Annotated in this window: 28 protein-coding genes; 13 read left to right on the plus strand and 15 right to left on the minus strand. The window is 71.7% G+C overall.

Going from position 1 to position 26,825, the window contains the following annotated elements:
• Positions 1-72: 72 nt before the first annotated feature.
• A complete protein-coding gene (locus ACZ5XS_RS37190; protein WP_468658987.1) occupies positions 73-867 on the minus strand; it encodes a methyltransferase domain-containing protein in 795 nt (264 codons plus the stop codon).
• A gap of 258 nt (positions 868-1,125) precedes the next feature.
• Between ACZ5XS_RS37190 and ACZ5XS_RS37195 the strand changes: the two genes are divergently transcribed.
• Positions 1,126-2,253 carry a magnesium and cobalt transport protein CorA gene (locus ACZ5XS_RS37195; RefSeq protein ID WP_468658989.1) on the plus strand — a complete coding sequence of 376 codons (1,128 nt, stop codon included), beginning with the start codon at positions 1,126-1,128 and terminating at the stop codon, positions 2,251-2,253.
• Positions 2,254-2,281: 28 nt separating this feature from the next.
• Here ACZ5XS_RS37195 and ACZ5XS_RS37200 read toward each other — a convergent pair whose 3' ends face one another.
• From ACZ5XS_RS37200 to ACZ5XS_RS37210, 3 genes are all read right to left on the minus strand, one after another.
• Positions 2,282-2,713, minus strand: coding sequence for a CBS domain-containing protein (locus tag ACZ5XS_RS37200; RefSeq protein ID WP_468658991.1), 432 nt, complete (start codon positions 2,711-2,713; stop codon positions 2,282-2,284).
• Between the two features lie 111 nt (positions 2,714-2,824).
• Complete coding sequence (locus ACZ5XS_RS37205) at positions 2,825-3,064, minus strand: pyridoxamine 5'-phosphate oxidase family protein (protein ID WP_468658993.1); 240 nt, start codon at positions 3,062-3,064, stop codon at positions 2,825-2,827.
• Positions 3,052-3,693, minus strand: coding sequence for a nucleoside/nucleotide kinase family protein (locus tag ACZ5XS_RS37210; protein WP_468658995.1), 642 nt, complete (start codon positions 3,691-3,693; stop codon positions 3,052-3,054). The genes ACZ5XS_RS37205 and ACZ5XS_RS37210 overlap by 13 nt, the downstream gene beginning before the upstream one ends.
• Positions 3,694-3,885: 192 nt before the next feature.
• Between ACZ5XS_RS37210 and ACZ5XS_RS37215 the strand changes: the two genes are divergently transcribed.
• From ACZ5XS_RS37215 to ACZ5XS_RS37225, 3 genes are all read left to right on the plus strand, one after another.
• Positions 3,886-4,608, plus strand: a complete 723-nt coding sequence (locus tag ACZ5XS_RS37215; protein ID WP_468658997.1) for a DUF2293 domain-containing protein — start codon at positions 3,886-3,888, stop codon at positions 4,606-4,608.
• Between the two features lie 156 nt (positions 4,609-4,764).
• A complete protein-coding gene (locus tag ACZ5XS_RS37220) occupies positions 4,765-5,244 on the plus strand; it encodes an anthrone oxygenase family protein (protein ID WP_468658999.1) in 480 nt (159 codons plus the stop codon).
• A gap of 242 nt (positions 5,245-5,486) precedes the next feature.
• The gene (locus ACZ5XS_RS37225; RefSeq protein ID WP_468659001.1) at positions 5,487-6,974 is read left to right on the plus strand and encodes a glutamate synthase subunit beta; all 1,488 of its coding nucleotides are present in this window, start codon (positions 5,487-5,489) and stop codon (positions 6,972-6,974) included.
• A 51-nt stretch (positions 6,975-7,025) separates the two neighbouring features.
• Here ACZ5XS_RS37225 and ACZ5XS_RS37230 read toward each other — a convergent pair whose 3' ends face one another.
• Positions 7,026-7,610: a carboxymuconolactone decarboxylase family protein gene (locus ACZ5XS_RS37230; RefSeq protein ID WP_468659003.1), complete on the minus strand. Its 585-nt coding sequence runs from the start codon at positions 7,608-7,610 to the stop codon at positions 7,026-7,028.
• 41 nt (positions 7,611-7,651) lie between these two features.
• On the opposite strand from ACZ5XS_RS37230, the gene pdxR reads away from it, so the two are divergent.
• Together pdxR and ACZ5XS_RS37240 are read left to right on the plus strand one after the other, a co-directional pair.
• The gene (gene pdxR / locus ACZ5XS_RS37235; protein ID WP_468659005.1) at positions 7,652-9,085 is read left to right on the plus strand and encodes a MocR-like pyridoxine biosynthesis transcription factor PdxR; all 1,434 of its coding nucleotides are present in this window, start codon (positions 7,652-7,654) and stop codon (positions 9,083-9,085) included.
• 356 nt (positions 9,086-9,441) lie between these two features.
• Complete coding sequence (locus ACZ5XS_RS37240) at positions 9,442-9,762, plus strand: phosphatase domain-containing putative toxin (protein WP_468659037.1); 321 nt, start codon at positions 9,442-9,444, stop codon at positions 9,760-9,762.
• A gap of 26 nt (positions 9,763-9,788) precedes the next feature.
• On the opposite strand, the gene ACZ5XS_RS37245 is transcribed toward ACZ5XS_RS37240, so the two are convergent.
• From ACZ5XS_RS37245 to ACZ5XS_RS37255, 3 genes are all read right to left on the minus strand, one after another.
• Positions 9,789-10,592 carry an SAM-dependent methyltransferase gene (locus tag ACZ5XS_RS37245; RefSeq protein WP_468659007.1) on the minus strand — a complete coding sequence of 268 codons (804 nt, stop codon included), beginning with the start codon at positions 10,590-10,592 and terminating at the stop codon, positions 9,789-9,791.
• 77 nt (positions 10,593-10,669) lie between these two features.
• Positions 10,670-10,924, minus strand: coding sequence for a DUF397 domain-containing protein (locus tag ACZ5XS_RS37250; RefSeq protein ID WP_210575902.1), 255 nt, complete (start codon positions 10,922-10,924; stop codon positions 10,670-10,672).
• Entirely contained in the window at positions 10,925-11,785 is an 861-nt protein-coding gene (locus ACZ5XS_RS37255) for a helix-turn-helix domain-containing protein (protein ID WP_468659009.1), read from the minus strand.
• Between the two features lie 231 nt (positions 11,786-12,016).
• Here ACZ5XS_RS37255 and ACZ5XS_RS37260 point away from each other — a divergent pair, with 231 nt between their 5' ends.
• The 3 genes from ACZ5XS_RS37260 (at position 12,017) to ACZ5XS_RS37270 (ending at position 15,558) form a co-directional block, all read left to right on the plus strand.
• Positions 12,017-12,844, plus strand: a complete 828-nt coding sequence (locus tag ACZ5XS_RS37260; protein ID WP_468659011.1) for an ATP-binding protein — start codon at positions 12,017-12,019, stop codon at positions 12,842-12,844.
• Positions 12,841-13,278, plus strand: coding sequence for a hypothetical protein (locus ACZ5XS_RS37265; protein WP_468659013.1), 438 nt, complete (start codon positions 12,841-12,843; stop codon positions 13,276-13,278). The genes ACZ5XS_RS37260 and ACZ5XS_RS37265 overlap by 4 nt, the downstream gene beginning before the upstream one ends.
• Before the next feature lie 417 nt (positions 13,279-13,695).
• Positions 13,696-15,558 (plus strand): ABC transporter ATP-binding protein, encoded by a 1,863-nt coding sequence (locus ACZ5XS_RS37270; RefSeq protein ID WP_468659039.1) that lies wholly within the window; start codon positions 13,696-13,698, stop codon positions 15,556-15,558.
• Positions 15,559-15,560: 2 nt separating this feature from the next.
• On the opposite strand, the gene ACZ5XS_RS37275 is transcribed toward ACZ5XS_RS37270, so the two are convergent.
• The 5 genes from ACZ5XS_RS37275 to ACZ5XS_RS37295 all read right to left on the minus strand — a co-directional run bounded on the left by ACZ5XS_RS37275 (position 15,561) and on the right by ACZ5XS_RS37295 (position 21,377).
• The gene (locus ACZ5XS_RS37275) at positions 15,561-15,746 is read right to left on the minus strand and encodes a hypothetical protein (protein WP_217235642.1); all 186 of its coding nucleotides are present in this window, start codon (positions 15,744-15,746) and stop codon (positions 15,561-15,563) included.
• Positions 15,747-15,904: 158 nt separating this feature from the next.
• Positions 15,905-16,594, minus strand: a complete 690-nt coding sequence (locus ACZ5XS_RS37280) for a DUF899 domain-containing protein (protein WP_468659015.1) — start codon at positions 16,592-16,594, stop codon at positions 15,905-15,907.
• A 101-nt stretch (positions 16,595-16,695) separates the two neighbouring features.
• Entirely contained in the window at positions 16,696-18,075 is a 1,380-nt protein-coding gene (locus ACZ5XS_RS37285; protein ID WP_468659017.1) for an amidohydrolase, read from the minus strand.
• Between the two features lie 164 nt (positions 18,076-18,239).
• On the minus strand, positions 18,240-20,402 hold the full coding sequence (locus ACZ5XS_RS37290; RefSeq protein WP_468659019.1) for an FUSC family protein: 2,163 nt from the start codon (positions 20,400-20,402) through the stop codon (positions 18,240-18,242).
• A 213-nt stretch (positions 20,403-20,615) separates the two neighbouring features.
• A complete protein-coding gene (locus ACZ5XS_RS37295; protein WP_468659021.1) occupies positions 20,616-21,377 on the minus strand; it encodes a nucleotidyltransferase domain-containing protein in 762 nt (253 codons plus the stop codon).
• A 537-nt stretch (positions 21,378-21,914) separates the two neighbouring features.
• Here ACZ5XS_RS37295 and ACZ5XS_RS37300 point away from each other — a divergent pair.
• Positions 21,915-22,355 carry a RidA family protein gene (locus tag ACZ5XS_RS37300; protein WP_468659041.1) on the plus strand — a complete coding sequence of 147 codons (441 nt, stop codon included), beginning with the start codon at positions 21,915-21,917 and terminating at the stop codon, positions 22,353-22,355.
• Positions 22,352-22,819: a GNAT family N-acetyltransferase gene (locus ACZ5XS_RS37305; protein ID WP_468659023.1), complete on the plus strand. Its 468-nt coding sequence runs from the start codon at positions 22,352-22,354 to the stop codon at positions 22,817-22,819. The genes ACZ5XS_RS37300 and ACZ5XS_RS37305 overlap by 4 nt, the downstream gene beginning before the upstream one ends.
• Positions 22,820-22,848: 29 nt before the next feature.
• Here ACZ5XS_RS37305 and ACZ5XS_RS37310 read toward each other — a convergent pair whose 3' ends face one another.
• Both ACZ5XS_RS37310 and ACZ5XS_RS37315 read right to left on the minus strand, forming a co-directional pair.
• Positions 22,849-23,574, minus strand: a complete 726-nt coding sequence (locus tag ACZ5XS_RS37310) for an aspartate/glutamate racemase family protein (protein WP_468659025.1) — start codon at positions 23,572-23,574, stop codon at positions 22,849-22,851.
• Between the two features lie 5 nt (positions 23,575-23,579).
• Positions 23,580-25,058: an NCS1 family nucleobase:cation symporter-1 gene (locus tag ACZ5XS_RS37315; protein WP_468659027.1), complete on the minus strand. Its 1,479-nt coding sequence runs from the start codon at positions 25,056-25,058 to the stop codon at positions 23,580-23,582.
• Between the two features lie 181 nt (positions 25,059-25,239).
• Between ACZ5XS_RS37315 and ACZ5XS_RS37320 the strand changes: the two genes are divergently transcribed.
• Both ACZ5XS_RS37320 and ACZ5XS_RS37325 read left to right on the plus strand, forming a co-directional pair.
• Positions 25,240-25,908 carry a GntR family transcriptional regulator gene (locus ACZ5XS_RS37320; RefSeq protein WP_468659029.1) on the plus strand — a complete coding sequence of 223 codons (669 nt, stop codon included), beginning with the start codon at positions 25,240-25,242 and terminating at the stop codon, positions 25,906-25,908.
• A gap of 87 nt (positions 25,909-25,995) precedes the next feature.
• A partial coding sequence (locus tag ACZ5XS_RS37325; protein WP_468659031.1) for an IS4 family transposase occupies positions 25,996-26,825 on the plus strand: 830 nt, incomplete at its 3' end.

A 26,825-nucleotide genomic window follows, 5' to 3' on the forward strand; every position in this document is an offset into this window, starting at 1 on the left:
CACGTACGGCCGCCACGCTGCTCCGGTTTGTGCCGCCGCCGTGGGCTGTCGGCGTCGATTCCCGCCGTGTCTCTACGCTTTGCGTCCCCACGCCGAGATCATCGGTGCCGTGGCGAGGTCCATGCTGCCGGAGGCCACGTTGGTGAGGTGCCGGTCGATGTCCTGGTCCGTGGCGATGTCCGCGGCGACGAGCTGGTCGCGGATCTGGCGGATCGTGGCGGATTCCAGCGCGGCGCAGGCGGGCGAGGTCACCGGGAAGTACGCGTCGGCCTCCACCCGGCGCAGGCCGGCATCGCGGAGCAGGCGCGGCAGCCTGCGGCCGTAGGCGAGGTCGGCGCCCCGGTCGGCGAGCAGTTGACGGAAACCCTGCCGCAGCCGGTTCGCCAGTTGCTGCTCGGGGCCGTGCTCGTCGGGGCAGAGCAGGGGCTGCAGGGCGGGGTCGGCGTCCTCGACCAGGATCCGCCCGCCGGACCGCAGGGCCTTGACCATGGACCGCAACGCCCTTTCGCGGTCCGGCACGTGGACGAGGACGAGGCGGGCGTGGACCAGGTCGAATCCCTCCCCCGGCGGCTCCTGCGCACCCACGTCGTGGACGCGTACCTCGACCGGCGGCCGGGCGGCCGCGGCGAGGCGGGAGGTCTCGGTGTCGGTCGCGACGACCCGTCCGGTCGGGCCGACCTTCTTGGCCAGCCAGGACACCACGGAGGTGCCGCCGGCGCCGACCTCCCAGCAGCGCCAGCCCGATCCGATGCCGAGCGCTTCGAGGTGCCGGAAGGTCGTAGGGTCGAAGACAGTGGCGAAGGCGTCGAAACGCTCCGCCGCCTCGCTCTGCCGGTTGTCGAGGAGATACCCGTCGGTTCGCGTCATGCCGCGATCATCCCAGTTGTCCGGCTTGTTCGGAGTCGTCGACGCGGTGCCCACGACGAGATGGCGGACGCCCGGCCGACCGGGTCCGCCGTGTCCACGGCCGGAAAGTCACCCACAGCCGGATCCGTTGTCCACAGCCGGGAACCAAGCGGAACCTCGTGTTCCCACAGGCTTACCCGGTCCACACCCCGAGCTGGCAAACTGGCTCGCCAGGGCGCGGAAACACGGCGCGAGGGAGATCCACGCAAGGAGATCCAGATGTCCATGGCAGGGAATCTGCGGAAGGTCACGAGCCTCGGCAGGGTCGGCGGCCTCCGCAAGGTGGCACGGCTGGCCCGGCGGCGCCCGCGCGTCGACCTGAGCCACCCGGCCCGGTCCCCGCTGGGCTCCTCGGTGGTGAACTGCGTGACGTACCGGGACGGCGTCCGGATGCCGGCCTGCGTCGACCTGGTGGACGCCGTGGAACGGGTGCGCAAGAACCGCGACGGCTTCGTCTGGCTCGGTCTCCACGAGCCTACGGACGACGAGTTCGCGGGGATCGCGGAGCTTTTCGACCTGCATCCGCTGGCGGTCGAGGACGCGGTCGAGGCCCACCAGCGCCCGAAGCTGGAGCGCTACGACGAGACACTGTTCGCGGTGTTCAAGACGGTCTGCTACGTGGAACACGAGGAACTCACGGCGACCAGCGAAGTGGTCAACACCGGCGAGATCATGGTGTTCGTCGGCCGCGACTTCGTGATCACGGTACGACACGGACGGCACGGTTCACTGGGCCCGCTGCGCGAGGAGCTGGAGGCCGCGCCCGAGCAACTCGCCAAGGGACCGGCCGCGGTGCTGCACGCGCTCGCGGACCACGTGGTCGACGACTATCTGCACGTCACCGATGCCGTGCAGGCGGACATCGACCTGGTCGAGATGGCCGTCTTCGCGGAGAACGGCGCGCGTGTCGACGCGGGACGCATCTACCAGCTCAAGCGTGAACTCCTGGAGCTGAAGCGGGCCGTGGTCCCTCTCGGCCGCCCGCTCGAGGATCTCGCCACCCGGCCGATCCGGTTGGTCGATCCGGAGATACAGGCCTACTTCCGCGACGTCTCCGACCACCTGCTGCGAGCCAAGGAGCAGATCGCCGCGTTCGACGAACTGCTCAACTCGATTCTGCAGGCGCACCTCGCGCAGGTGACGGTCGCGCAGAACGAGGACATGCGGAAGATCACGGCGTGGGCCGCGATCGTCGCCGTACCGACGATGGTCTGCGGCGTGTACGGCATGAACTTCGAGCACATGCCGGAGCTGCATTGGCGGTACGGCTACGGCATGGTGATCGGCGTGATATCCGTCGCATGTCTGACGCTGTACCGCGGCTTCCGGCGCAACGGCTGGCTCTGACGACCGGGGACGCCGCCCGGCACGGGGGTCAGTGGCGGCCGGGGGGCCTGGCGTACACGCTCTCGGCCCAGGTCGCGATCTGGTCCTCCGCCAGGTTCCGGGCCAGGTCGGCCTCGCTGATCATGCCGACCAGGCGCTTGTTCTCGATGACGGGGAGCCGGCGGATCTGGTGCTCCTGCATCTCGTGGAGCACCTCGCTGACATCGGCGTCCGCGTCGATCCAGCGCGGGGTTCCGTGGGCCATCTCGCCCGCGGTGACCCTGGCCGGGTCGTGGCCCAGGGCGACACAGCCGACGACGATGTCGCGGTCGGTGAGGATGCCGCAGAGCCGTTCGTTCTCGTCGCTGATGGGCAGTGCTCCGACGTTCAGCTCGCGCATCAGCTGGGCGGCGCGGTCCAGGGTCTCGTGGGCGGGGATCCACTGGGCCCCACGGTGCATGATGTCTCCGGCGGTGGTCATGAAGTACCTCCCGGTGCCGGGCGGCCGGCGCGGCGCGAGAGAGAGCACCGCAAGTCCCGGCGCCCTACATTCTCGCCGCGTGGCCAGGCGCACGCACCCCGGACCTCGTGCTCAGGCCGAGAAGCCGACGATCTTCCGCGGGACGACGCGGATGATCAACCGGACCTCGTCGTCCTTCTCGGCGGGCGGGTCGATGCCGAGGTACTTGTGCGAGAGGTCGTACGGGAGCCGCTTGCCCTCGTCCGGGAGGATTTCGGCGGCGCCGCGGATCTCGACCGAGTTGTAGGGGTTGGCGAGGTCGAACACCGAGATGCTGATGCGGGGGTCGCGGGCTCGGGTCAGCCGCTCCACGCCGGGTGTCGTGGGTCGTCGGCGCGCACCAGGACGTCGGCCGTGCCGGCCGGGTCGGCCTCCTCCTCGTAGCGCTCGAAGGCGGGGAGGGTCCAGTGCTCGGCCTCGGGGGTGCGGCGGCGCAGGGCGCCGGACGAGAGGAGGACGTGGACGGTCAGGTCGAAGGGAAACCAGTGCCGCAGCAGGAGGGGGCCGTGCAGCAACAGCAAGCCGCCTGGCGGAAGTTGGACATAAGGGCTGCGGGTGGCGCGGTCGGTGGCGGGGTCCCACAGGTCGGGCAGGACACGGCCGTCGCCGCCGGGTTCCACGGGGCCGAAGACCTCGCGCCAGAGGGCACCGGTGTCGAACCAGCCGTCGTAGTAGGCGTCCACGTCCTGGTGGCCGTACTCCAGGCGGAGCGAGGCGGGGCGCAGGAAACCGTGGGTGCCGACGACCAGCGAGGGGCGGCCGCGTATGCGCAGGGCCTCGCAGACGCGGTCGGCGAGGTCGCCCGGGCGGGCGGCCGGGGCGCCGTCGAACGCGACGCGCGGCCAGGGGCTGCCGTCGGCCGGCTTCAGGTCGAGCAGTCGCTCTGCCAGGAGGTCGCCGAGCCGGTCCCAGGTGATCGCTTCGAGTCGCACACGGCCCATGATGCGTCAGGCCCGCGGCGGCTGGTCGTCGTCGGGGCGTTCGCGAACCTGCTCGGGCCGGGCGGGCGGACGGGCGGTCATCGGACGCCGGTGTCGGTGGTTCGTCCTGGGGATGCGGGCGCGGGCGCCGGCGCGGCGGAGTCGGGCACGGAGGGCGTAGTTCCGGACGTCGGCGGCGGGCATGAAGACCGTATGGCAGCTCCCGAAATTCCCCCGCCTCGGACGGGGCTTCTCGTCATCCAGCCGTTGCGGAGACGGCCCTGCTCGGAGTGTTGCGGCGGTCCGTTGTCGATGCTCGTGCTGGAGGACGGTGCGCCGCGGTGCCTCGACTGTGCGGACCTCGGGCACCTGGTGTTCCTGCCGCGCGGCGACACGGCTCTGACCCGCAGGTCGCGGGAGGAGAGTGCGTTGTCGGCGGTGGTCGTACGGTTCAACCGGCGCAAGGGCCGTTACGAGCGGCAAGGCGTCCTCGTCGAGGAGGCTGGGCTCGCCCGGGCCGAGAGACGTTGCCTGGCGGACGCGGAGGCCCGTCGCAGACGCCGGGTGCGGGACGCCGCGCGGCGGGCGGCTCAGCACCTGCGGTTCACCGACGCCTTCGCGGCGGAGATACGGCGGCTCTTCCCGGGGTGCCCGGCAGCCCGGGCGCGGGCGATCGCCGAGCATGCCTCGGCACGGGGCAGCGGACGGGTCGGGCGGAGCGCGGCGGGTCGCGCATTGTCCGACGGGGCGGTGATCTCGGCTGTCGTGGCGTCCGTACGGCATGTGGACACGCCGTACGACCAGTTGCTGATGAGCGGGGTGGCACGGCACGAGGCGCGACGGCGGATCGCGGCGGGGGTGGAGACGGTGCTGCGGGGGTGGCGGGCGGAGGCGATGTCGGGAATGGCGGCAGGAGCGGAGGCGGAGGTCGGCTGAGGGGCGGGCACCGCCGGTGGAGCGCTGGACGCTCGCGCATGCCCCCGCGCGGTTCGGGCATGGTTCGTGGGTCTGGGCGGGGATTCACTTGTCGTGACCGGTGGTGCCGGGCGGGGCCGGGCAGAAGCCCGGCCGGATGTGGGAGTGGGTGTCGGGATGATCGAGGGTCCGTATTTCGCACTGACCGTGCTGGGTGTCCTGGGGACCGGGCTGGTGGCCGGGGTCTTCTGCGGGTTCTCGACGTTCGTGATGCGAGGGCTCGCCGCGTTGCCGCCCGCACAGGGGGTCGCCGCGATGAACGCGATCAACGTGAGTGCGGTGCGGCCGGCGTTCATGGTCGTGTTCGCCGGGTCGGCGGTGCTGTGCGCGGTGATCGCGGTGGTGACGTTCGTGCTGTGGCCGGACGAGGGGACGGTGGAGTTGCTGGTGGGCAGCGGGCTGTACCTGTTCGGCGTGTTCGGGTTGACCATGGTGGCGAACGTGCCGCGAAACGACGCGCTGGCCAGGATGGATCCGGACACCCGGGAAGGGGCGGCGTACTGGCCGACGTACGTCCGTGAGTGGACGCTGTGGAACCACGTCCGCACGGTCGCCTCGGCGGCCGCGGCCCTCGCGTACGTACTGGCTCTCACCTGATGGCAGGCGCCCCATCGGCGGGCGACAAGGCGCTGTCCGACGCTCTGCGCGAGTGGGCGAGGGGACGTATCGTGGCCGAAAGAACCTCCGAAGGGGGATCGAGCGAGCCTCCGACGGCGTTCCGCACGAGGGTCCGAAGACTTCCGCAGGAGATTCCGCAGGCGTTCCGAAAGAGTGCCGCTCGATGACGCACGGCCACGTCGGACGCGCAAGCGTCGCACGCGTACGCAAGGAAGACGCTCATGGCCGATCCCAAGGGATTCATGACCACGCCCCGCCAGGACTGGCCGCGCAGGCCGGTCGAGGAGAGGGTCCGGGACTGGGACGAGGTGTACGTCCCCGGGGCACTGCTGCCCATCATCAGTAAGCAGGCCGACCGCTGCATGGACTGCGGCATCCCCTTCTGCCACGACGCCTGTCCGCTCGGCAACCTGATACCCGAGTGGAACGACCTGGTGTCGCGTGAGGACTGGCGTGCGGCCGCCGACCGGCTGCACGCGACCAACAACTTCCCCGAGTTCACCGGCCGGTTGTGCCCGGCGCCCTGCGAGACCGGGTGTGTGCTGGCCATCAACCAGCCGGCGGTCACCATCAAGAACGTCGAGGTCGCCGTGGCCGACCGGGCGTGGGAGTCCGGGTTCGCACCGCCGCGCCCGCCGGAGCGGCTGTCCGGGCGGACGGTCGCGGTGATCGGGTCGGGGCCCACCGGGCTTGCCGCGGCGCAGCAGCTGACCCGGGCGGGACACACGGTCGCCGTGTACGAGAAGGACGACCGGCTCGGCGGGCTGATGCGATACGGCATCCCCAAGTTCAAGATGGAGAAGCACCATCTGGAGCGGCGGATCGAGCAGATGCGGGCCGAGGGCACGAAGTTCCGTACGTCGACCGCGGTGGGACGGGAGGTCGGCGCCGCCGAGCTGCGGGCGCGCTACGACGCCGTGGTGATCGCCACCGGAGCGACGGCCTGGCGCGAACTGGACGTGCCTGGGCGGGAGTTGGCCGGTGTCCACCAGGCGATGGAGTATCTGCCACTGGCCAACCGGGTGTGCGAGGGGGACCTTGAGGTCTCGCCGATGTCCGCCGCCGGGAAGCATGTCGTCATCGTCGGCGGTGGGGACACGGGGGCCGACTGTCTGGGCACGGCGGTGCGGGACGAGGCCGCGTCCGTGACGCAGTTGGACATCTACGCGCAGCCGGACGCCGAGCGGGACGAGGACACCGACCCCTGGCCGACGTACCCGAAGGTCTACCGGCTGTCGGCGGCGCACGAGGAGGCCGGCGTGCTGCGGACGGCCCCGGCGGCGGACGCGGACGCGCGGCTGTTCGCGGCGTCCACGCTCCGCTTCACCGGGGACGCCGACGGACACGTACGGTCGCTCCATCTCGTCGAGGTCGACGCGCAGCGCCGGCCCGTGCCGGGCACCGGGCGGACCCTGCCCGCCGACCACGTGCTCCTCGCCCTCGGTTTCTCCGGGCCCGACCGGGCCGACGGTCTCGTCGACCAGTTGGGGCTGGGCCTGGAGCCGCGCGGGACGCTCACGCGGGACGCGGGCTTCGCGACCAACGTCCCCGGCGTGTTCGCCGCCGGTGACGCCGCGCGCGGTCAGTCGCTGATCGTGTGGGCCATCGCCGAGGGGCGGGCGGTGGCGGCGGCCGTCGACCGTCATCTGACGGGGAGTTCACGGCTGCCGGCACCCATCGGTCCGTACGACCGGCCCATGGTCGTGTAGAGCCCGAACTGGTCGTGCAGAGCTCGTCCTGGTCGTGCAGAGCCCGAACGCCTAGCGGCGCTCGTCCGTGCCCGCCACCTTGCCCGTGGACAGTGCCACCCGGTTCCAGGTGTTGATCGCGAGGATGAGGGCGAGGACGTGGGCCAGTTCGTCCTCGTCGAAGTGGGCTGCGGCCCGGGCGTAGACGTCGTCGGGGACTCCGCCGTCGGCGACCAGGGTCACCGCTTCCGTGAGGGCGAGGGCCGCCTGTTCCTTCTCGGTGTAGAAGTGACGGGCCTCGCGCCACACGGCGACCATGTGCAGCCGGTCCTCGCTCTCGCCGGCCTTGCGCGCGTCGTTCGTGTGCATGTGCAGGCAGTACGCGCAGTGGTTGAGGTGCGAGGCGCGGATCTGGATCAGCTCGACGAGGGCGGGGTCGAGGCCTTCGCGGGCGGCGGCGTCGAAGCCGACGAGGGCGCGGAATACCTTCGGGGCGGACTTCGCGAAGTCCAGGCGGGACCGCCGGGCCTCCGCCCGGGCCACCGCGGCGGCGGAGCCGACGGTCGTGGGGTCAGCTGTCGTGTTGCCGGTGTCCGTGACGTCAGCCGTCGTGCTGTCAGCGGTCGTGGTGTCGATCGTGTTCGTCGTCATGTGCATCAACCTACGAGCCGGATAGACCCTCTGTAGGGTGCATTTCCATGGATGAATCGTGGGTCAATTCCGCCGAGCGCATCGGCGCCGACCTGCATCTGGAGCTGTCCGGCCCCGGCGGGCGGCGGGCGGCGCTGATCCGGGCGTTGCGGGAGGCGGTGCGCAGCGGGCGGCTCGCTCCCGGGACTCGGCTGCCGCCGTACCGCTCGCTCGCCGCCGACCTCAAGGTCGCCCGGAACACGGTGGCGGACGCGTACGCCGAGCTCGTCGCGGAGGGGTGGCTCACCGCGCGGCAGGGCTCGGGCACCCGGGTCGCCGAGCGTGCCGAACCGCTGCGACACGCCGCACGGGTGCCCTGGAAGGCACCTCCACGCGCGCGTGGACCACGGCACGACCTGCGCCAGGGCACTCCGGACGCGTCGTCGTTCCCGCGCACGGCCTGGCTCGCCTCCTACCGGCGGGCCCTCCAGCAGGCGCCCAACGAGGTGTTCGGGCCGGGCGATCCCGCCGGCCGGGTCGAACTGCGAGAGGCGCTCACCGAATACCTGGCACGCGCGCGTGGCGTACGCACCGAGCCGGGCCGCATCGTGATCTGCTCCGGCTTCGCGCACGCGCTGCGGCTGCTGTTCGGCCAGGACAGGGGCGGGGGCGGCGGGGTGCTGCGGGGGCCGCTGGCGGTGGAGGCGTACGGGCTCGGATTCCACCGGGAGCTTCTCGACGCCGCCGGGGTGCGGACCGTACCGCTGCCCCTGGACGAGCGCGGCGCGCAGGTCGAGCGGCTGGGGCGGGAGCGGGCCGTGCTGCTCACGCCCGCGCACCAGTTCCCGACCGGCGGGCCGCTGGATCCCGCGCGCCGGGCCGCCGTCGTCGACTGGGCACGCGCGCGGGGAGGCGTGATCGTCGAGGACGACTACGACGGGGAGTTCCGTTACGACCGCAAGCCGGTCGGCGCCGTCCAGGGGCTCGACCCGGAGCGCGTGATCTTCGTCGGCTCGGTCAGCAAGAGCCTGTCCCCGGCGCTGCGGCTCGGGTGGATGGTCCTTCCGGAGCGGTACGTCGACGGCGTCCTCGCGGCCAAGGGCGAGCGGGAGGCGTGGGTGAGCGTCCTGGACCAGCTGAGCCTTGCCGACTTCGTCTCGGGTGGGTCGTACGACCGTCATGTGCGGCGGATGCGGCAGCGGTACCGGAGCCGCCGGGACCGGCTCGCCGCGGCGCTCGCCGTGCACGCGCCGCACGTCGAGGTCACCGGTGTCGCGGCCGGACTGCACGCCGTGCTGCGGCTGCCGCCCGGCACCGAGCGCTCCACGGTCAAGGCCGCCGCCTGGCAGGGCGTCGCCCTGGACGGCCTCGCCGGGTTCCGGCACCCGGACACCGCCATGGCGGCCCGGGACGGCCTGGTCGTGGGGTATGCGACACCCTCGGAACACGCGTACGAGGCGGCGCTGGAGGCGCTGTGCGGGGTGCTGCCGCCGGCCGGGTAGGCCTGGGGATTCCTGTCCTCGGAGGAGCGGCCACGTGCGGTGTCCTGTCCCTCGCCGGAGCCGTCCGCTGCTGCCCACGGAGGAGCCGCGCCGGGGGGCCGTACCGCTGCACCGGTCTCCTCTCGACTTTCCTCTCCACTGCCCGAAGCAGGGCAGGGCGTGCCCGGCCTGTTCGAGGCCGGCCTCCCGGCCGCCGTCCCGCTGGACCGGCCCAGCGCCGCACTCCCGTTGCCTGCGGGGTCCAAGCGGTGAGGCGGGAGCCGGGCGGGTAGCGCCCCGTACGGCGCCCGAGGACCTGAGCGCGGCGCAGCTCGCCAATCCCCCGAGCAGCCGGACTGGACGTCGTACACCTGCCCATTCGCGACGGGCAGACGCCGAGCCCCGATCAGGTGCGGCACTTCCTCGGCGTGGTCGCCGAGGCCTCCGGGCCGGTGTTCGTGCACCGCGGGGCCGGAGTCGGCCGTACGGGCGCGGCGGCCGCGGCCTGTCTCGTCCGGACCGGGGAGCAGTCGTCCGCGACGGCGGTCCGGCGCGACCTCGCGGCCGGACCGCCGTCGATCGAGCAGATCTGCTACGGGCTGAACCTCAGCCCCAGCAAGGCGCAGCAGCCGCCGCTTCCGGTGGTCATGGTGAACCGTCTCGTGGACGCGCCCCGCCGGATCCGGACCTCGCTGTAAGGGCTGGGGTCGCGAGAGACCCGCGGTCAGGGTTTGCGCCCCACCGCCCCGTATCCGGGAATGACCCCGTCGTCCTGCCCGGGGACCGGCTCCCCCAGCTCGGGATGCCACAGCTGCGGCACCTCGATGCCCGGCTCGACGAGTTCCAGGCCGTCGAAGAAACGGCTGAACTCCGCACGGGAGCGCAGCGCCAGCGTGACTCCGGCGGCCTTGAGCTTTTCTGTGGCCGCCTTCGACTCCTCGGGCGTGAAGTCGGCGGTGGCATGGCTGACCACCAGATGGCTTCCGGAGGGCAGTTCGGACAGCAGCCGGCCGACCAGCTCGTGCGCGCCGTCCTCGTCGGAGACGAAGTGCAGCAGCGCGATGAGCGAGAGGGCGACAGGCCGGCTGAAGTCCAGGATCTTCCCGGCGCCTTCGAGGATGGCGTCGGGATCCCGCACGTCGGCCTGGAGGTAGTGGGTCACCCCCTCGTCCGTGCCGCGCAGCAGGGCCGCCGCGTGGGTGAGGACGATCGGGTCGTTGTCGCAGTAGACGACGCGTGCGTCGGGCACCACGCGCTGGGCGATCCGGTGGAGGTTCGGCTCGGTGGGGATGCCGGTGCCGATGTCCAGGAACTGGCGTACGCCGTGTTCGGCGAGCCAGCGCGTGGACCGGTGCATGAACGCCCGGTTGACTCGTGCCATCACCGGAACACGCGGGTCGAGGGTGAGCATCTGCCGGCCCATGGCTTCGTCGACGGGATAGTTGTCCTCACCGCCGAGGTACCAGTCGTACATGCGCGCCGGGTGGGGCTTGGTGGTGTCGATCTCGACCATTGATTCAACACCCATCAACATTCATCAATATCATCGATATCCATCAATTGAGCATCAAGACAAGAAAGTTGAGCGGCAGTCAGCCCATCACGTCACGACAGCAGAAAGTCGGCCTCCCCCGCTTTCGCACCCTCGATGAACGCGGTCATCTCGTCCGTGGTGTAGATCAGCGCCGGACCGTCCGGGTCGGTGGACTGGCGCACGGCGATCCGGCCGTCGGCGAGCTTCATCGCCTCCAGGCAGTTCCCGCCGTTGCCGCCGCTCCACGGCTTGTGCCAGCCTTCGCTCCCCAAGTCCCGCGCGGGCATGCCGTTGTAGACGCGTAGGCGCGGCTTGATGCGATCCATTCACAACTCCTTGCGGAGATCCCGGAGGATCTCCTTCGTGCGATGTGCCGTAGCGGCCTGCGCCGCCATGCGGTCCATGACCTCGAGGTGGGTCGCCACCTCCGCGCGCGCGTCCAGGTAGACGGCGCCGGTCAGGTACTCGCTGTAAACCATGTCCGGGAGTTCCGGCACGGCGAATCGGAACAGCACGAAGGGCCCGTACGTGCCGGGGTGCGGCCCGTTGGCGAACGGGGCGACCTGCAGCGTGACGTTGGGCAGCTTCGTGGCGTCGAGCAGTTTGCCGATCTGGGCACGCATCACCTCCGGGCCCCCGACGGGGCGGCGCAGCACGGTCTCGTCCATCACGACCCACAGCCGGGGGGCATCCTGACGGGTGAGCAGATCCTGGCGTTGCATGCGCAGGGCGACATGGCGTTCGATGTCGTCGGGGCTGGTCTGTCCGATGGCCCCGGACCGCAGGACACCTCGCGCGTAGTCCTCGGTCTGCAACAGGCCGGGAATGAAGTGCGGCTCGTACTGGCGAATGAGGGCGGCCGCGCCTTCCAGGCTGACGTGCATGGAGAACCAGCCCGGCAGGACGTCGTGGAAACGCTGCCACCATCCGGGCCGGTTGGCCTCCTCGGCCAGTTGGACGAAGCCCTCGGCTTCCAGGTCGGTGACGCCGTAGGCCTTCAGGAGCAGCTGGAGATACGGGATCTTGAGCCCGACCTCGGCCATCTCCATACGGCGGACCGTGGCGGGGGCGACGCGGAGGATACGGGCGGCCTCCTCACGCTTGAGGCCCGCGCGCTCGCGCAGGTCCAGCAAGCGCCGACCGAGGACGACCTGGCCGACTGTCGGCGCGGACCGCGGTTCGCTCACCCTCCACCTCCACTAAGTCCCTGCCGGAAAGCCCCGACAGTACGGCCACCAAGGGGATCGGGCCGGTCACAAAAGCATGCTGACAGCCCTACGGCGCCATTCGAAGATCTATTCGAAGATCTGTACGGATCTTCGCTGATCCCAACTGGCGCCGCTCGACGTGCTGTTGCGAGCAGTGTGCCACGGCACTTCACCGCGTCACCCGGCACTCTGCATTTTTCAGAGTGACACTTGCCAAGTGTTCACGGCGGGGCGATAGTGGCAAGCGTGATTCCGTCCCCGCCCTTAGGAACAGATGCCGCTGCGGACCGCCCCACCGGTCTCGGCGCCGCCGCGGGAGTGAGCCCCGACAGGGCCGCTGCCGCGCGCCGGTTCCGTTTCGAGCTGGCCGCACACCCGGGTTCTCCCGCGCAGGCCAGACGGCTGACGAGGGCCCGGCTGACCCACTGGTCGGTCTGCGAGGACACCTGCGACTCGGCGGCCCTGGTCGTCTCCGAGCTGGTCACCAACGCCATCGTGCACACCGCGAGCCGCAGCGTCGTCTGCGAGCTGCACGACGGTGACGACCTCGTGCGCATAGCCGTACGTGACGAGGGCTGCGCACCGGGTGAGCCGCACTCGTCCCCGCAGCGGCCCGAGGAGGAGCAGGGGAGGGGGCTGCTCCTCGTCGACGCCCTCTGTCACAGCTGGGGGGCCCACGAGCACGGTCCCGGACCCGGACTGCTGGTCTGGGCGGAGCTGCCGCGCAAGGGCGACACCCCTCGCGACGACGCCGACGTCCCGCGCAACGACCTGGGCTGGGGAGCCCGCCCGAAGCCGGGGCCGTCCGGCGGTTCGGGCGAGGAGGACGCGGCGGAGGCGCACCACGGGACGACCGCCAAGGCGGCTCCCGCACCCTCGACACGTCCGGAGCCGGAAAAAGAAGAAACGACACACCACCGAGCGCTGCCCGACGCCGAGGCGCGCCCTCACCGGACATGCACCGAGGCACGCCCGCACGGGTCGTGGGCCATGGGGACACCCCCGACGGAGCGGAGCCGGGATCGGGGGAGGCTGTGACCGCCGGGGCCCGTGGCGGCCAGGTGCTGAACCTGGACACACTGGTCCGCCTCCGTCGCGCGCTGCCCACACCGGGAACCCCGCGCGGCCTGCCCCTGCCGAAGGGCATGACGGCCCCGCTGGGCTGTGACGCGGTGGCGGTGCCCGCCCGCCTCGGTCCGCTGCTGAGGTCCCGGCTGCCGCAGATGGGATGCGTCTACGCCGACGAGACGCACTGGTGGTGGATCGTTCCGGCGGACTCGGACTACGCCCTGGAGTGGCCCGCCCCCGCGCGCTACGCCACCGGAGCCACGGTCCCCGACGCGCCCGGCGTCCCCGAGCTGATCCACAAGCCGGACGGCACGCTTCCGTACACCCCGCCGATACCGCTCTTCCTGGCCCTGTGCCGGCTCACCGGCACGACTCCCACCTGGTCCCGGCCGGTCAGCGCGTAGGGCCTGTCCGGCGGATCAAGTCGCAGGACATCCACGGCGCCTCATCGACGCAGGCGAGCGGGGCCTGGTGCCTCGAGCTGCAAGGCCGAGGAGGGCGTCGACGCGATGGGCCCCGCGGGAGGGAAGTCGAGAGTGGCGGAGTCGGCAACCGACGAGAAAGCCGCAGACCGGCGTGCCAGGCCCCGCGTCTGCGGCATGACCCGCCGGACAGGCCCTGACCCTTCGGGTGTGCGCCCGCGCGCTCCCGTCTCTTCGGCACACGCCCTGCCCCTCGGGTGTCCGCCCCCGCGATAGTGGCCGTTCGTCCACGATCGCGGGAGGCCGACGGTGGGAAACAGACGCGGCGAGGGCGTCCCGGACAAGCCCGAGGTCTCCGAGTCGGAGCAGCTGCTCTTCGGCGGCCCGCTGCGCTACGACATGGGCTGGAACTCGCACGCGGACGCGTTCCTGGAGCTGAACTTCCGGGCCATGATCACCCGCCTGCCGTCCCTGCTGACGGCCAGCTTCCGGCTCGCCTGGCAGGCCGACCGGCGCGCCGCCCGGACCGTCCTGGCCGCCGAGGTCGGCCGGGGCCTGACCCAGGCGGTGAGCCTGCTCGCGGTGAACAGCGTGCTGGGCCGGCTGATCGGCGGCGGCGCCCTGGAGGACCGGCTGCGCGGGGCCGTACCCGCCCTGGTCGTGATGGCCTCGGTGATGCTGGTCGGGGCGCTGCTGCGGGCCGCGTCGACGTACGCCACCGGGCGCCTGGAGCCCAAGGTCGAGCGGGTGGCGACCGAACGGTATCTGGAGCGGGCGGCGACCGTGGAACTGTCCGCGATCGAGGACCACGCCTTCCACAAGCTGCTGGACACCGCGCAGTACGGTGCCACGTCCGCCCGGCGGATGATCTCGTACGCCACGCGCGTGGTGAACGCGATGATCTCGCTGATCGCAGCGGCGGGCGTACTGACCGTGCTGCATCCGGCGCTGCTGCCGCTGCTGGTGACGATGACCCTGCCGAGCGCCTGGAGCGCGCTGACGAACGCGCGCCGCCGCTACGAGTCGTTCCACACCTGGGTGCAGCACGCGCGCGCGGGACGGCTGCTCGGGGCCCTGCTGATCGAGCCGGAGGCGGCTCCCGAGATCCGCGTGCACGGGGTGGGCCCGTTCCTGCTCCGCCACTTCCGCGAGATGTCCGAGACGGCGGAGGCGGAACAGGCCCGCCTGGCCCGGCTGGCGGCCCGTACGGGTCTGATCGCGGCGGCCTGGACGGGTCTGGCGACGGCGGCGACGTACGCGACGCTGGGCGGGCTCCTGCTGGCCGGCGCGATGGCCCTGTCGGTGGCGGGCACGGCCGTGATCGCCATCCGCACCGGCTCGCAGAGCCTCGCCACGCTGGTCGTGGAGATGAACTCCCTGCACGAGGAGGCACTGTTCGTCGGCGACCTCCAGCGGCTCTACGTCGAGGCGGCCGAGCGGGCGATTCCGGTGGGCGGCGCCGCCCTGCCGGACGATCCGCGCGAGATCCGGTTCGAGAACGTCACCTTCACCTATCCGGGTGACGCGGCCCGCCCCGCCCTCGACGACGTGACGCTCACCGTCCCGCTCGGCAAGATCGTCGCACTGGTCGGCGAGAACGGATCCGGCAAGACCACGCTGGTGAAGCTGCTGGCCGGGCTGTACGCCCCCGACCGGGGCCGGGTCCTGTGGGACGACGTGGACGCGGCGGGCGCGGACCGGCATCTGCTCGCGGAGCGCGTCGCGATGGTGGCCCAGGACTTCAAGCGGTGGCCGTTCACGGCCCGCGTCAACGTGGCGGTCGGCCGTTCCTCGGCCCCGCTCACCGACGAGCGCGTGGCGGGCGCGGTCGGGGAGGCCGGGGCCGAGGAGGTGCTGGCGGACCTGCCGCGCGGCCTGGACACGCTGCTGGCCCGCAACTTCAGCGGCGGGCACGAGCTGTCGGGCGGTCAATGGCAGCGGCTGGGAATCGCCCGGGCCGCCTACCGGCAGGGCAGCATCCTGATCGTGGACGAACCGACCGCGGCCCTGGACGCCCGGGCCGAGCTGGAGGTCTTCGAGAAGATCCGCGCCCTGGCCGGGACCGGCCAGACGGTCATCCTCATCACCCACCGGCTGGCGTCCGTACGCCACGCGGACCTGGTGCACGTGCTGGACCAGGGGCGGCTCGTGGAGTCCGGGACGCCCGACGAACTGCTGGCGACCGGTGGGATCTACGCGGAGCTGTACTCGCTCCAGGCGGAGCAGTTCACGGCGAAGGTGCCCGCCCCGAAGGCGGGCTGACCTCACGCGACGGCGTCGGCCGCCGTCTCCCCACTTCGCACGATCACCAGGAAGGTGTCCGTCGCCAGGTCCATCACGACCTCGGCGGGCATGCCTTCAAGTCGTCGCGCTTGCGCGAACTCCTCCGCCGGCCACGAGCCTCGCGGCCCACCTGCGGGAAAGCGTTCGAGCACTGTTCGCCCGTTCACCACCCTGCACCTCCAGAAAGCGTCGTACTTGTGAGGAGTTAACGCTCTCCGGAGGCCGAAAGCCTCGGTCGGTTGCCGGACTGAGACGTAGTTGACACGGATTCAGCGCGCAGCGTGAGGACCTGGTTACCAAACGGTCACTTCCGCTACCGTTCGTGTCACTCATCGTACTCATCGTGATATCGGATGCGCTCACTGCCGGCGGGCGCCCCGAGAGCCGACGCGCGCCCCTGGGGCTCCTCCCACTCCTCCTGTCGTCCCAGCGCGGTGAGGTCCAGCAGGCTCGTGGTGGAGCCCAGCCCGTCGAGGCCGCGTTCGTACGCCGAGTAGGTGTGGAAGACCCGGCCCCGGTCCCGCAGGAAGCAGCTGACGCCCGGCCGCTCGACGAGTTTCCCCTCGTACTGAAGGGTCACCTCGAAGTCGAGGTTGAAGTCGCTCGCGTACGACGAGTACCAGGGCACGGTCCAGCCCATCCGCGCCTTGAACGGCAGGATCTTCGGGTACGGCGCTCTCGACACGGCGGCGAACGTCGTCCCGCGTGCCTTCAGATGGGCGAGATGCCCGATCTGGTCCAGAAAGCCCGAGCAGCTGAGGCAGCCGGCGTCCCACTCGGGCGCGAACATGAAGTGGTGGACGACGAGTTGGTGGCGCCCCTCGAAGAGGTCGAGCAGTGTGGCCTTGCCGTCTCCGCCCTCGAAGACGTACTCCGTGTGCGTCTCGACCATCGGCAGCCTGCGCCGCTCGGCGTTGAGCGCGTCCCGCGCGCGCGTGACGGCCTTCTCCCTCAGCAGCAGCTCCGCGCGCGCCGCGCGCCACTCGGCACGCGAGACGATCTCCGGAAGCGACATGGCTCCTCCTGTGCGACGGTCCGTTCCGAGCGGTGACTGCGAGTGGTGACCGACGGACGGTACGGAACTCATCGCCGCCGCGGTTTTCTCTTCCGGGCCGCTCAGGTGTCGTAGTCCTGGATCCGCTTGCCGTGACTCCGGTCGACGAGTGCGGGCAGCCTCTCCCCCAGCTCCGCCACCACCTCGAAGACGTCGATCGTCAGCAGCTCGCGGTCGCGCATGAGGACCCGCCCGTCGACGATCGTCGTCCGGACGTCGGAGGAGCGGGCGCTGTGCACGAGGGTCGCGGCGAGGTCGTGCACGGGCTGGGTGTGCGGGCCGGTGAGGTCGACCAGGACGATGTCGGCCCGCCGCCCGGGCGCGATGCTGCCGACGGCCTCGCCGAGACCCACCGCCCGGGCGCTCTGCAGCGTGGCGTGGTGCAGTGCCTGCCGGGAGGTCAGCCAGCGCGGGTCGCCCGTCGTGGACTTCTGGATCAGGGCCGTGAGGGCCATCGACTCCCACACGTCGAGGGAGTTGTTGGAGGCGGCGCCGTCGGTGGCGAGTCCGACCGGGATGCCGATGTCGCGCAGGGCGCGCACCGGTGTGGTGCCGGGCCAGGCGAACTTGAGGTATCCGCGGGGTGCGGTGGCCACGGCCGTACGGCCCGCGGCGCCTTCCAGGAGGGGCAGGTCGCGCTCGACGATGCCGCTGCCGTGCGCGAGCAGGACGTCCGTGTCGAGGATCCCGGTGCGCTTGAGGACCTCGATCGGGGTGGCGCCGTGCCGGGCCAGGCTGGCGTCGGTCTGGTCGCGGTTCTCGGCGGCGTGGATGTGGACGGGGAGGCCGTGCTCGCGGGCGAGGTCGGCGGTGGCGGCGAGGTCGGCGTCGTCCACGGTGTAGGGGGCGTGCGGGGCGAGGGCGGTGGTGATGCGGCCGCCGGCGCCGCCACGGTGCCGTAGGGCGAACTCCAGGGAACCCTCCCGCCCTTGAGCACCCTGCGAGGAGAAGTACGCCTCGCCGAGAAGGGCCCGCATTCCGCTCTCGGCGACGACCGAGGCGACCGCGTCCATGCTGAAGTAGTGGTCCGCGAAGCAGGTGACGCCGCCCCGGATCATCTCGGCGCAGGCGAGCAGCGCCCCCAGCTCCACGTCCCGCCGGGTGAGGTTGGCCTCCACGGGCCACACGACGTCGTTGAACCACTCCTCGGTGGGCAGGTCCTCGGCGAGCCCGCGCAGCGCGACCATCGGGGCGTGGGTGTGACAGTTGACCAGACCGGGGAGGGCGACCTGACCACGTGCGTCGAGGCGTTCGGCGGCGGGCAGACCTTCGACGGCGGCGGCGCTCGTCACGGACTCCACGACGTTGTCCCGTACGACGATCGCGGCGTCCTCCTCGAACCCGATCCGCTCCCGCTCGTCGTGCACGAGGACGGTGCAGCCGGTGACGATGAGATCGGCGGGTTCGCCACGGGCGGTGTACTCGGCCGGAGAGTCACTCATCACGCCAACGTACGACGCCGTGGTCGCCCGGCGTGAGCCGAACCGCGCATCCCGTCGCCGCTCTGTCCGGGGTGGCGTGCGGGCACCCTGATCCCCCGACCGCCCGCCGCCGACGGCCTTCGGCAGGGGCCCGGCATGCTCTTCGCCGCAACACTCCCGGCCGCCTACACGGCGAGCGGGATGTCCGGCGGCCGCAGGCCCACCCGTTCCCGATGACCGGCGAGTTCGTCGAGGAGGGCGACCAGGCGTTCGGCGTGGTCCGGTGTGAGGCGCCCCGTGTCGTCGAGGTGCACGGCACAGGCGGTGGTCGTGTCGACGAGCTGTTCGAGGGTGTCGGCGACCTCGTCCGCGCCCTCGGCGTGCCGGGCGAGCGCGGGAAGTTCGGCGCCGGCGACGGAGACGGCCGAGCGGGCGGCGGCGAGCGTCCGGTAGGCCTCGCGGCGGAGGGTCCAACGGAGGGCACGGGCGTCGGAGTCGGTGCGGGGGGTGTCGGTGCGGGCAGTCCCGGCGCGGGCGGTGCGGGTGCGGGCAGTCCCTGCGCGGACGGTTTCGGTGCGGGTGGCCCCGGCGCGGGCAGTGTCGGTGCGGGCAGTCCCTGCGCGGGCAGTGTCGGTGCGGGCAGTCCCTGCGCGGGCAGTGTCGGTGCGGGCAGTGTCGGTGCGGGCGGCCCCGGCGCGGGCAGTGTCGGTGCGGGCGGCCCCGGCGCGGGCAGTGTCGGTGCGGGCAGTGTCGGTGCGGGCGGCCCCGGCGCGGGCGTCGCCCACCAGGTGTGTGTCCGACTCGCGCAGGACGTGCGCGAGGTAGGCGTGCGCCGCGTTCACCGCCACGGCAAGCCGCGCACGCACTCCGCCCGCCCGCTGCCCCGGCATCGGCAGGTGCCCCACGATCAGCACGATCGCGCAGGCCAGCAGGGTCTCGCCGATGCGCCCGGCGGACGCCTGCGGCTCGCCGCCCACCATCACGAGCGACAGGACCAGCACGGTGACGACGGCGGTCTGCGCGGCGAAGTGCCGCGTGGCGACGGGAATCAGGGCGCCGCTGACGGCGACCAGCGCGATGAGTCCTTCCGGCCGGGGCAGCACCGCGGCGAACCCGGCGAAGACGAGGGCCCCCAGGACGGTCCCGGCAGCACGGCACAGCACGCGGGAGACGAGCGGCCCGAGGTCGGGCTTGACGAGGAACACGGCGGTGGCGGGCAGCCAGTACCAGTGCGTGTGATCCCCGTACCAGCGGGCGTGGTGCAGCGCCTGTGCCACGCCCACGCCGGCCCCGAAGCAGAGAGCGACCCGCAGTCCGTACTCCCGCCCCCCGGCACCGAAGGCGGTGCGCAGCACATCCCCGACCCCCCGCCGACGCGTGTGCAGGTCGCTCCCCTTGCCCCGGTCGAAGGCCTCGGCGGCGTGCAGGAGGGCGTCGTCGAGGGCACGCAGCCCCGGCGCGGAACGGGAGGGCGCGGGCAGCGGCCCGGTGTGCGTGTTGTCCCGTATGGCGGCGGCGAGGCGCCGGGGTCCTTCGGACGCCCGCCCGGACACCGCGTCCCCGGCCCAGGCCAGTGCGGTCGCGGCCTCGGCGAGAGGCAGCGCGGCGGCGTACTGCGCGTGCAGCCGCCGCTCGGCCGAGGAGCTTGCGTACCGCCGCAGCCGGGGCCCGGCGAGGGCGTCCTGTGCGTGATCGAGCGCGGCGGTCAGGGCGGCCCGCCGCGTACTGGCGTCGGCGGTGCCCGCGGCGTCGAGCAGCTCCCCCACGGCGTCGTACACGGCGGCGACGGCCTCGCGCTCGCCGTCGAACCTGAAGTCGCCGGCGATCGCACCGGGCGTGGGGAGAACGAGCCGCAGTCCGATCAGCCACCCGGCGCCCGCGAGGTAGGCGAGCGCCCGTAGCCAGCCCTCCTCGGGCACCGGCATCCCGGCCCCGATGGCGGAGGCGACGAGCAACTGTGTCCCGGCCCCGGAGGCGACGGGCCCTATGGCGCTGATACTCCCGGCGACAAGCCCGACCAGGGTGAGGAGCACGGTCAGCGTGACGGCCCCGACCTGCTCCCCGGCCTGCGTGCCGACGAGCAGTCCCGCGGCCCCCGCGAGCGCGGGCGCACCCAGCCGCCTCACCGAGGCCCGCCTGCTGCCGGGCCGGTCGTTGATCCCGGCCAGCATCGCGGCGATGGCCGCGATCACTCCGAGGGAGGCCCGTCCGGCGAGCACCGCCGCCAGCAGCAAGGGCCCGGAGGCCAGCGCCCCCCGCACGACCGCGCTCCAGGGCACGGGCCCCCGCTGAGCGCGAAGAGCGTGGGCGAGCCAGGGCGGAAGGGCCAGAGCGGCGGGGCGTGACACGGGGCTCCTGTCGTCTGTGCGAGGCGGGGGTGTGCCTTCGGGCGACGGTGGCCGGGCTGTGGACTGTGGTGTCCACGGTAGATCGCGTCCTTGGAGGGAAAGGAACGGTCGCATTTCGGGGATGTGACGGTTGTCCGGAGAGGCGTGTTCTTTATGAACGCAATGCCTGCCGTCGCGTCCCGGTCGGCCCGTGACTGCGCGGCCGGGTTCCGGCTATGCCCGTGCGGTCAGGAGCCGCTCCGCGTCGGCAACAGCTCCGCCCAGCACGTCGGGCTCCGGACGCAACCGTACGAAGATCTCGTCGACGCCCCGCAATCCGGCCCGCTCCAGCAACCGCTTCTCGTTCGTCACCCACTCCCCTCGCCCCGCGAGAACACCGTGCCCGGCCTGTACGGCCGCCGTGGCGATGGCGCCGGCCACCTCCGTGAGCCGGCCCGCCGGGACGTGGTTGGCCTCGGCGTACCCGAGGGTGGCGAGGGCGGTGCCGCGCCAGCGCTCGGCGGCGGAGGCCCGCAGCTTCTCCGGGTAGGCGGCCGGGCGCGGGAGTTCGCCGCGCAGTACCCGGTTGATCGCCAGTTCCGCCACGACCAGATAGCTCGGGATCCCCGCCAGATGGAACAGCAGCGGCTCCACCCGGAACCGCCCCTCCTCCGCCTCCCCCAACTCGTGCTCCACCACGTCGAGATCGCGATAGTGGACGTCCACGCGCCGCTCGTCGATCGACAGCCACGCACCCCCGTTGAAGACGCCACCACCCCAGCCTCCGACCTCGGAGACCTCGCCCTCCCAGCCGAGGGCGCGCAGGTCGGCGGGGTCGAACGGGCCCCGGTAGTAGACGGCCAAGTCCCAGTCGCTGTCGGGCTTGTGGGTGCCCTGGGCCCGGGAGCCGCCGAGGGCGACCGCCTGGACGGTGGGGAGAGCCGCGAGGCGGTCGGCGACAACGTCCAGGAAGGCGGGGTCAGGGTGGGAAGGCATGGCCGCAGCGTAGGGAGCCGCTCTCCGTATCTCCACGCGATTGATGGTGTGCGTGGCTCCTCCGGTCTCTCTCCGCCACCTCGGACGGCGATTGTCAGTGGGGTCCGCTTCAATAGGAGTTGTCATCACAGAGCGTTACGACAAGCCACAGGCGAGGGGCTGCCGGGCGGCTGCACGGGGGGGTAACCGATGGTGGATCGCGGGACGCACGAGGAGGACGGGCAGCGGTATGTCTCGTTGGCCGGGCTGCGTGTGCGGGGGTGGACCGGCGGGTTGGTGCACCGGCTGCTCGGGGCGCCGGACCGGCTCAGTGTCGACCCGCGGGTCAGGGGCGCACCGCAGGTCCGGCTGTACCGCCTGGAGCGGGTCGAGGCGGCCGAGCGGATCAGGGAGCGTCAGCAGTCCGCCGGGCAGCCGCGGGGCGTCGCGCGGCCGTGGCCGGAGAGTCGCCGGGGCCTGCCGCCGGGTAATTCGGATGCGGGCGCGTCCGCAGGCCCGGATGATCGGCAAGTTGCCGGCGACCGACCCAGGAGCGTCATGATCCAGCGCGTCACCTCCCCCGCCCTGTTCCCCCCGCCCGCCTACTCCCACGCCTCCGTCGTCGAGGCCGGGACGAAACTCGCCTTTCTGGCCGGGGCGGTACCCCTCGATGCCGAGGGGGAGTTGGTCGGCGCGGGAGATCCGGTGCAGCAGGCCGAGCAGGTGATCGTGAATCTCGGTGAACAACTCCGGGCTGTCGGGAGCGGCTTGGAACACGTGCTGGCGACCGACGTGTACGTCGTGAGCAGCGAACCCACGGTGCTCTCCGCCGTGTGGGAGGTCGTCGAGGCGTCCGGGCTGAGTGCCGGTCCGCATGCGTCGACCCTCCTCGGAGTGGCCTGCCTCGGATACACCGGGCAGCTGGTGGAGATCACAGCGACCGCTGCGGTCCCGGACAGGATTGCGGTCCCTGACAAGAAGGAGGACGTACGCCTGTGAACCGCTCAGAAGCCGCCGTCGGCCTGCGTCGCGCCGCCGCCCCGGACGCGGCCTCCGCGGCCGACGTCTGGCTGCGTTCCTTCGCCGCCGCTCTGCCGACGGTCGTCAGGCCCCGCTCCGACGACGAGGTCCGCGCCTATTTCCGGGAGGTCGTGGTGCCGCTGCGCGAGACCTGGGTCGCCGAGGCGGCGGGCGGGGCCGGGACCGTGGGGGTGCTGGTGCTCGACGGCAACGTGCTGTCCCAGCTCTACCTCGACCCCGACTGGCGTGGACGCGGCATCGGTGACCGTTTCCTGGCTCTCGCCAAGGAGCGCAGCCCGGCGGGGCTGAGCCTGTGGACCTTCCAGGTGAACAAGCCCGCCCACCGGTTCTACGAGCGACACGGCTTTGTCGCCGTCGAGTTCACGGACGGCGGCGGGAACGAGGAGCGCGAGCCGGATGTGCGGTACGAGTGGCGTCCGTGAACGGCACCTTCTGCCGCGCTCGGCCTGGATCACCCTGTCGGCCGCCCCCACGTCCGCCTCTTCGGCACCGGTTTCGCGTAGCTTCCCGCCCGGCTCGTCGTCAGCCCCAGCGTCACCAGCGACTCCGCCAGTTTCACCGCCGCCGCGACCCCGTCGACCACCGGGAGCCCGAGCTTCTCCCGCACCGTGCGCTGCAACCCCGTCATTCCGGCACAGCCCAGCACCAGGACCTCCGCGCCGGCCCGGCGCACCTGCTCGGCGGCCATGAGGAAGGCCGCTTCGGTGCGCTCCGGATCCCCCTCCCCGAGGTCGAGGACGCTGAGCCCCGTACCGACGACGGCCGCGCAGTTGCGGCCCACGCCCGCGAGCTCCAGGCTGTCCTCGATCTGGCCGCACGACCGTTCCAGCGTGGTGAGGACCCCGTACCTGCGTCCCAGCAGGCAGGCCAGATGGGCGGCGGCCTCGGTGATGTCGACGACCGGCACGCCCACCAGCTCGCGCACGCCCTCCCGCCCGTGCTCCCCGAAGCCGGCCATCACCACGGCGTCGTACGGCGGACCGTCGTAGGTGCGCAGCAGGTCGATGACCGCCGCGGCCGAGAGGTAGCTGTCGAGCCAGCCCTCCGCGGACTCGGGGCCCCAGGCGGGGGTCAGCCCGGTCACGGTGGTGCCCGGGCCTGCCGCGGCCCGGGCACCTCGTACGATCTCCTCGGTCATCTCCTGCGTGGTGTTGCAGTTGGTGACGACGACTCGCACGTTTCTCAGACCTCCAGGGGCTTGTGGGCCATGGCCCCGGCGTCGGCGGCGCGCTCGGCGCGGCACAGCGCCACGTACAGTCCGGCGGCCAGCGCCGTGCCGATGAACCAGGAGTACGGGGCGACATCGCTGAACGTCTTCACCAGTGCGAGCACCGCCGCGACCGCCGCCGACGGCAGGAACGCCCACAGCGCCTTGGGGTTGACGCCCTTGCGGTAGTGGTAGCGGGAGCCGGGCTGCGCGTTGAACAGCTCGTCGATGTCGACCCGGCCACGCTTGACCCAGTAGTAGTCGACCATGATCACACCGAACAGCGGGCCGAGGAAGGCGCCGAGACCGCCGAGGAAGTAGTTGACGACCGTGGGGTTGGAGAAGAGGTTCCACGGGGTCACCAGCAGCGCCACCACCGTGCTGATCATGCCGCCGACCTTGAAGGTGATCTTCTGCGGCCAGACGTTGGCCAGGTCGTACGCCGGTGAGACGAAGTTGGCGACGATGTTGACGCCCATCGTGGCGATGGCGAACGTCAGCGCGCCCAGCACCAGTACCCAGGTGTTGCCGATCTCGGCGACGAGGTAGGCGGGGTCGGTGATCTCCTTGCCGAACACCTCGTACGCGCCGGCCGTGACGATGACCGACACGATCACGAAGGCCGTGGAGTTGACCGGCAGGCCCCAGAAGTTGCCGCGCCGGACCGTCTTGTAGTCGGGTGCGAAGCGGGAGAAGTCGCAGAAGTTGAGCATCAGGGTGCCGTAGGTGGCGAGGACCAGGCCGACCGCGCCGAACCACTGGCGCCACTGCTCGCCGACGGAGACCGGGTGCGGAGTGCTGGTGAGCGAGATGGTCCAGCCTGCCTTCGCCAGGATCCAGACCGCCAGCGCGATCATCACGACCCAGATGGCCGGGCCGCAGAAGTCCTGGAACTTACGGATGGATTCCATGCCCTGGCTCATGATCGCCGCCTGGACCAGCCACAGCGCCACGAACGACACCCAGCCGAGCGCGTCGAGCCCGAGGAAGGAGTTGTGCGTCCAGGACTCCAGGCCGGGCCACGCCGCCAGCAGCATCACGTTGACGGCGACGGAGGCGAGGTAGGTCTGGATGCCGTACCACATGATGGCGATGACCGCCCGGATCAGGGCGGGGATGTTGGCGCCCCAGACGCCGAAGGCGATCCGGCTGACGACCGGGAAGGGGACGCCGGTGCGCTGCCCGATGCGGCCCATCATGTTCATCCCGACGTAGATGATCACGAAGCCGACGAGCAGGGACGTGAAGACCTGCCAGACGTTCATGCCGAGGAAGAGCAGACCGGCGGCGAACGTGTAGTTGCCGAGGTTGTGGACGTCGGACATCCACAGGGCGAAGAGGTCGAAGACCTTCCAGTTGCGCTTACCGGCGGGTGCGAGGTCTTCGTTGGTGAGCCGGGGGTCGGGGACGAACGCTGTGGTGCCGGTGACTTCGGCACGGTCGGCGAGGGACACGGGGCCTCCATGAGGAGCTGGGGGACGGAGGAGGACTGCTTTCCGGTCGCTTGGTTCCGGTCGCTTGGCCACAAGTTTGGTATACCAAACTGCCGTCATGCTCCTCCCGTCAACCGTTCCGGCCGATGTCACCCTGGTTAACGCTCCGTAAAAGACCCCCGGGGTCGGCGAGGATGGACCCATGAGCTCCACGACGAAGATCGAACCCCTCGGCGCGGTGCGCGAGCGCGTCCTCGCCACGCTGCGGCAGGAGATCATCGCGGGCGGCCTCCGCCCGGGCGACCGGCTCGTGGAGCGCGAGCTGGCCGAGCGCTTCGGGGTCTCCCGGGTGCCGGTCCGCGAGGCGATCCGAGCCCTGGTCACCGAGGGGTTCGTCCACTTCGAGACCCCGCGCCGCGCGGTCGTACGCCGTCTCACCCCGAACGACGTCAAGGAGCTCTTCGAACTGCGCGAGGCGCTGGAGGTCTACGCCGCCGGGCTGGCCGCGATCCGTGCGACTCCCGGCGACCTCGCCGAGGTCCAGGCACTCCTCGCCCTCGCGGCCGCCGCGACCGAGGCGGGCGACGCCGAGGCCATCACCGACGTCAACAGCCGCCTCCACGACCGCCTCGTGGCGATGGCGGACAACAGTCTGCTGATCGACGCGCTGGAGCCGGTCGCCGGCCGCCTGCGCTGGATGACCCGACGGAACGAGGAGTGGCCCCAACTCCTGGTGGAGCACCGCGAGTTGTACGAGGCCATCGCCTCCGGCGACCCGGAGCGTGCGCGAGCGCACGCGCTCGCGCACGTGCGGACCAACTACCGCTCGACGATGCGGCAGTTGTTCGAGGACACGTCGGAACTCCACTAGGACCAATGCCGGTGACTTAGATGGTCCTGGCTCGTTGGTTGTGGTGTGGCGAGGGTGGGGCAGGTCAGGTCGTCGGCGGGTGAGCGTTTGTCGGACCGGATCGCGATCGGGGTGCTGACGCGGGCGTTTCCGCCGGAGTTGGTCGATGAGGTGATCGCGGAGACCGGGCGGGGTGAGCAGCGCAGTCGTCTGCTGCCGGCCCGGGTGGTCGTGTACTTCGTGCTGGCGATGTGCCTGTTCTTCGGCCAGCCCTATGAAGAGGTCGCGCGTCTGCTGGGCGAGGGGCTGCGGGGCGGGCGGGGGTCGTGGAGTGTTCCGACGACCGCCGCGATCGGGCGGGCGCGGCGGCGGCTGGGCGTGGAGCCGTTGAAGGTGCTGTTCGGGCGGGTGTGCCGTCCGGTGGCCGTGCCCGGGACGGCCGGTGCCTGGTACCGGCACTGGCGTCTGGTCGCGGTGGACGGCACGACGTTGGACGTGGCGGACACCGTGGCCAACGAGGAATTCTTCGGTCGCCATGTGTCCGAGCGCGGAGCAGCCGCGTTTCCGCAGGCACGGCTGGTCGCACTGGCGGAATGCGGCACCCACGTGGTGTTCGGGGCTGTCATCGGCCCCCAGTCGGCGAGCGAGCAGAAACTCTCCCGGCAGCTGTTCCCCCAGCTTGAAGAAGGGATGCTGCTGCTGGCCGGCCGGGGCTTTTACGGGTTCGAGTTGTGGCAGGCCGCCCGGGCGAGCGGCGCGGACCTGTTGTGGCGGGTGCGCAAGAGCGCGGCGCTGCCCGTCACCCAGGTCCTCGGCGACGGCTCCTACCTCAGCACGGTTCATGCCGAAAAGGACCGCAAGAGCCGCCGCAACCCGGTCGTGGTCCGCGTGATCGAGTACACCCTCGCCCGCGGCGGCGGGGCCACGGTCTACCGCCT

This window comes from Streptomyces sp. NPDC033131, assembly GCF_055578365.1.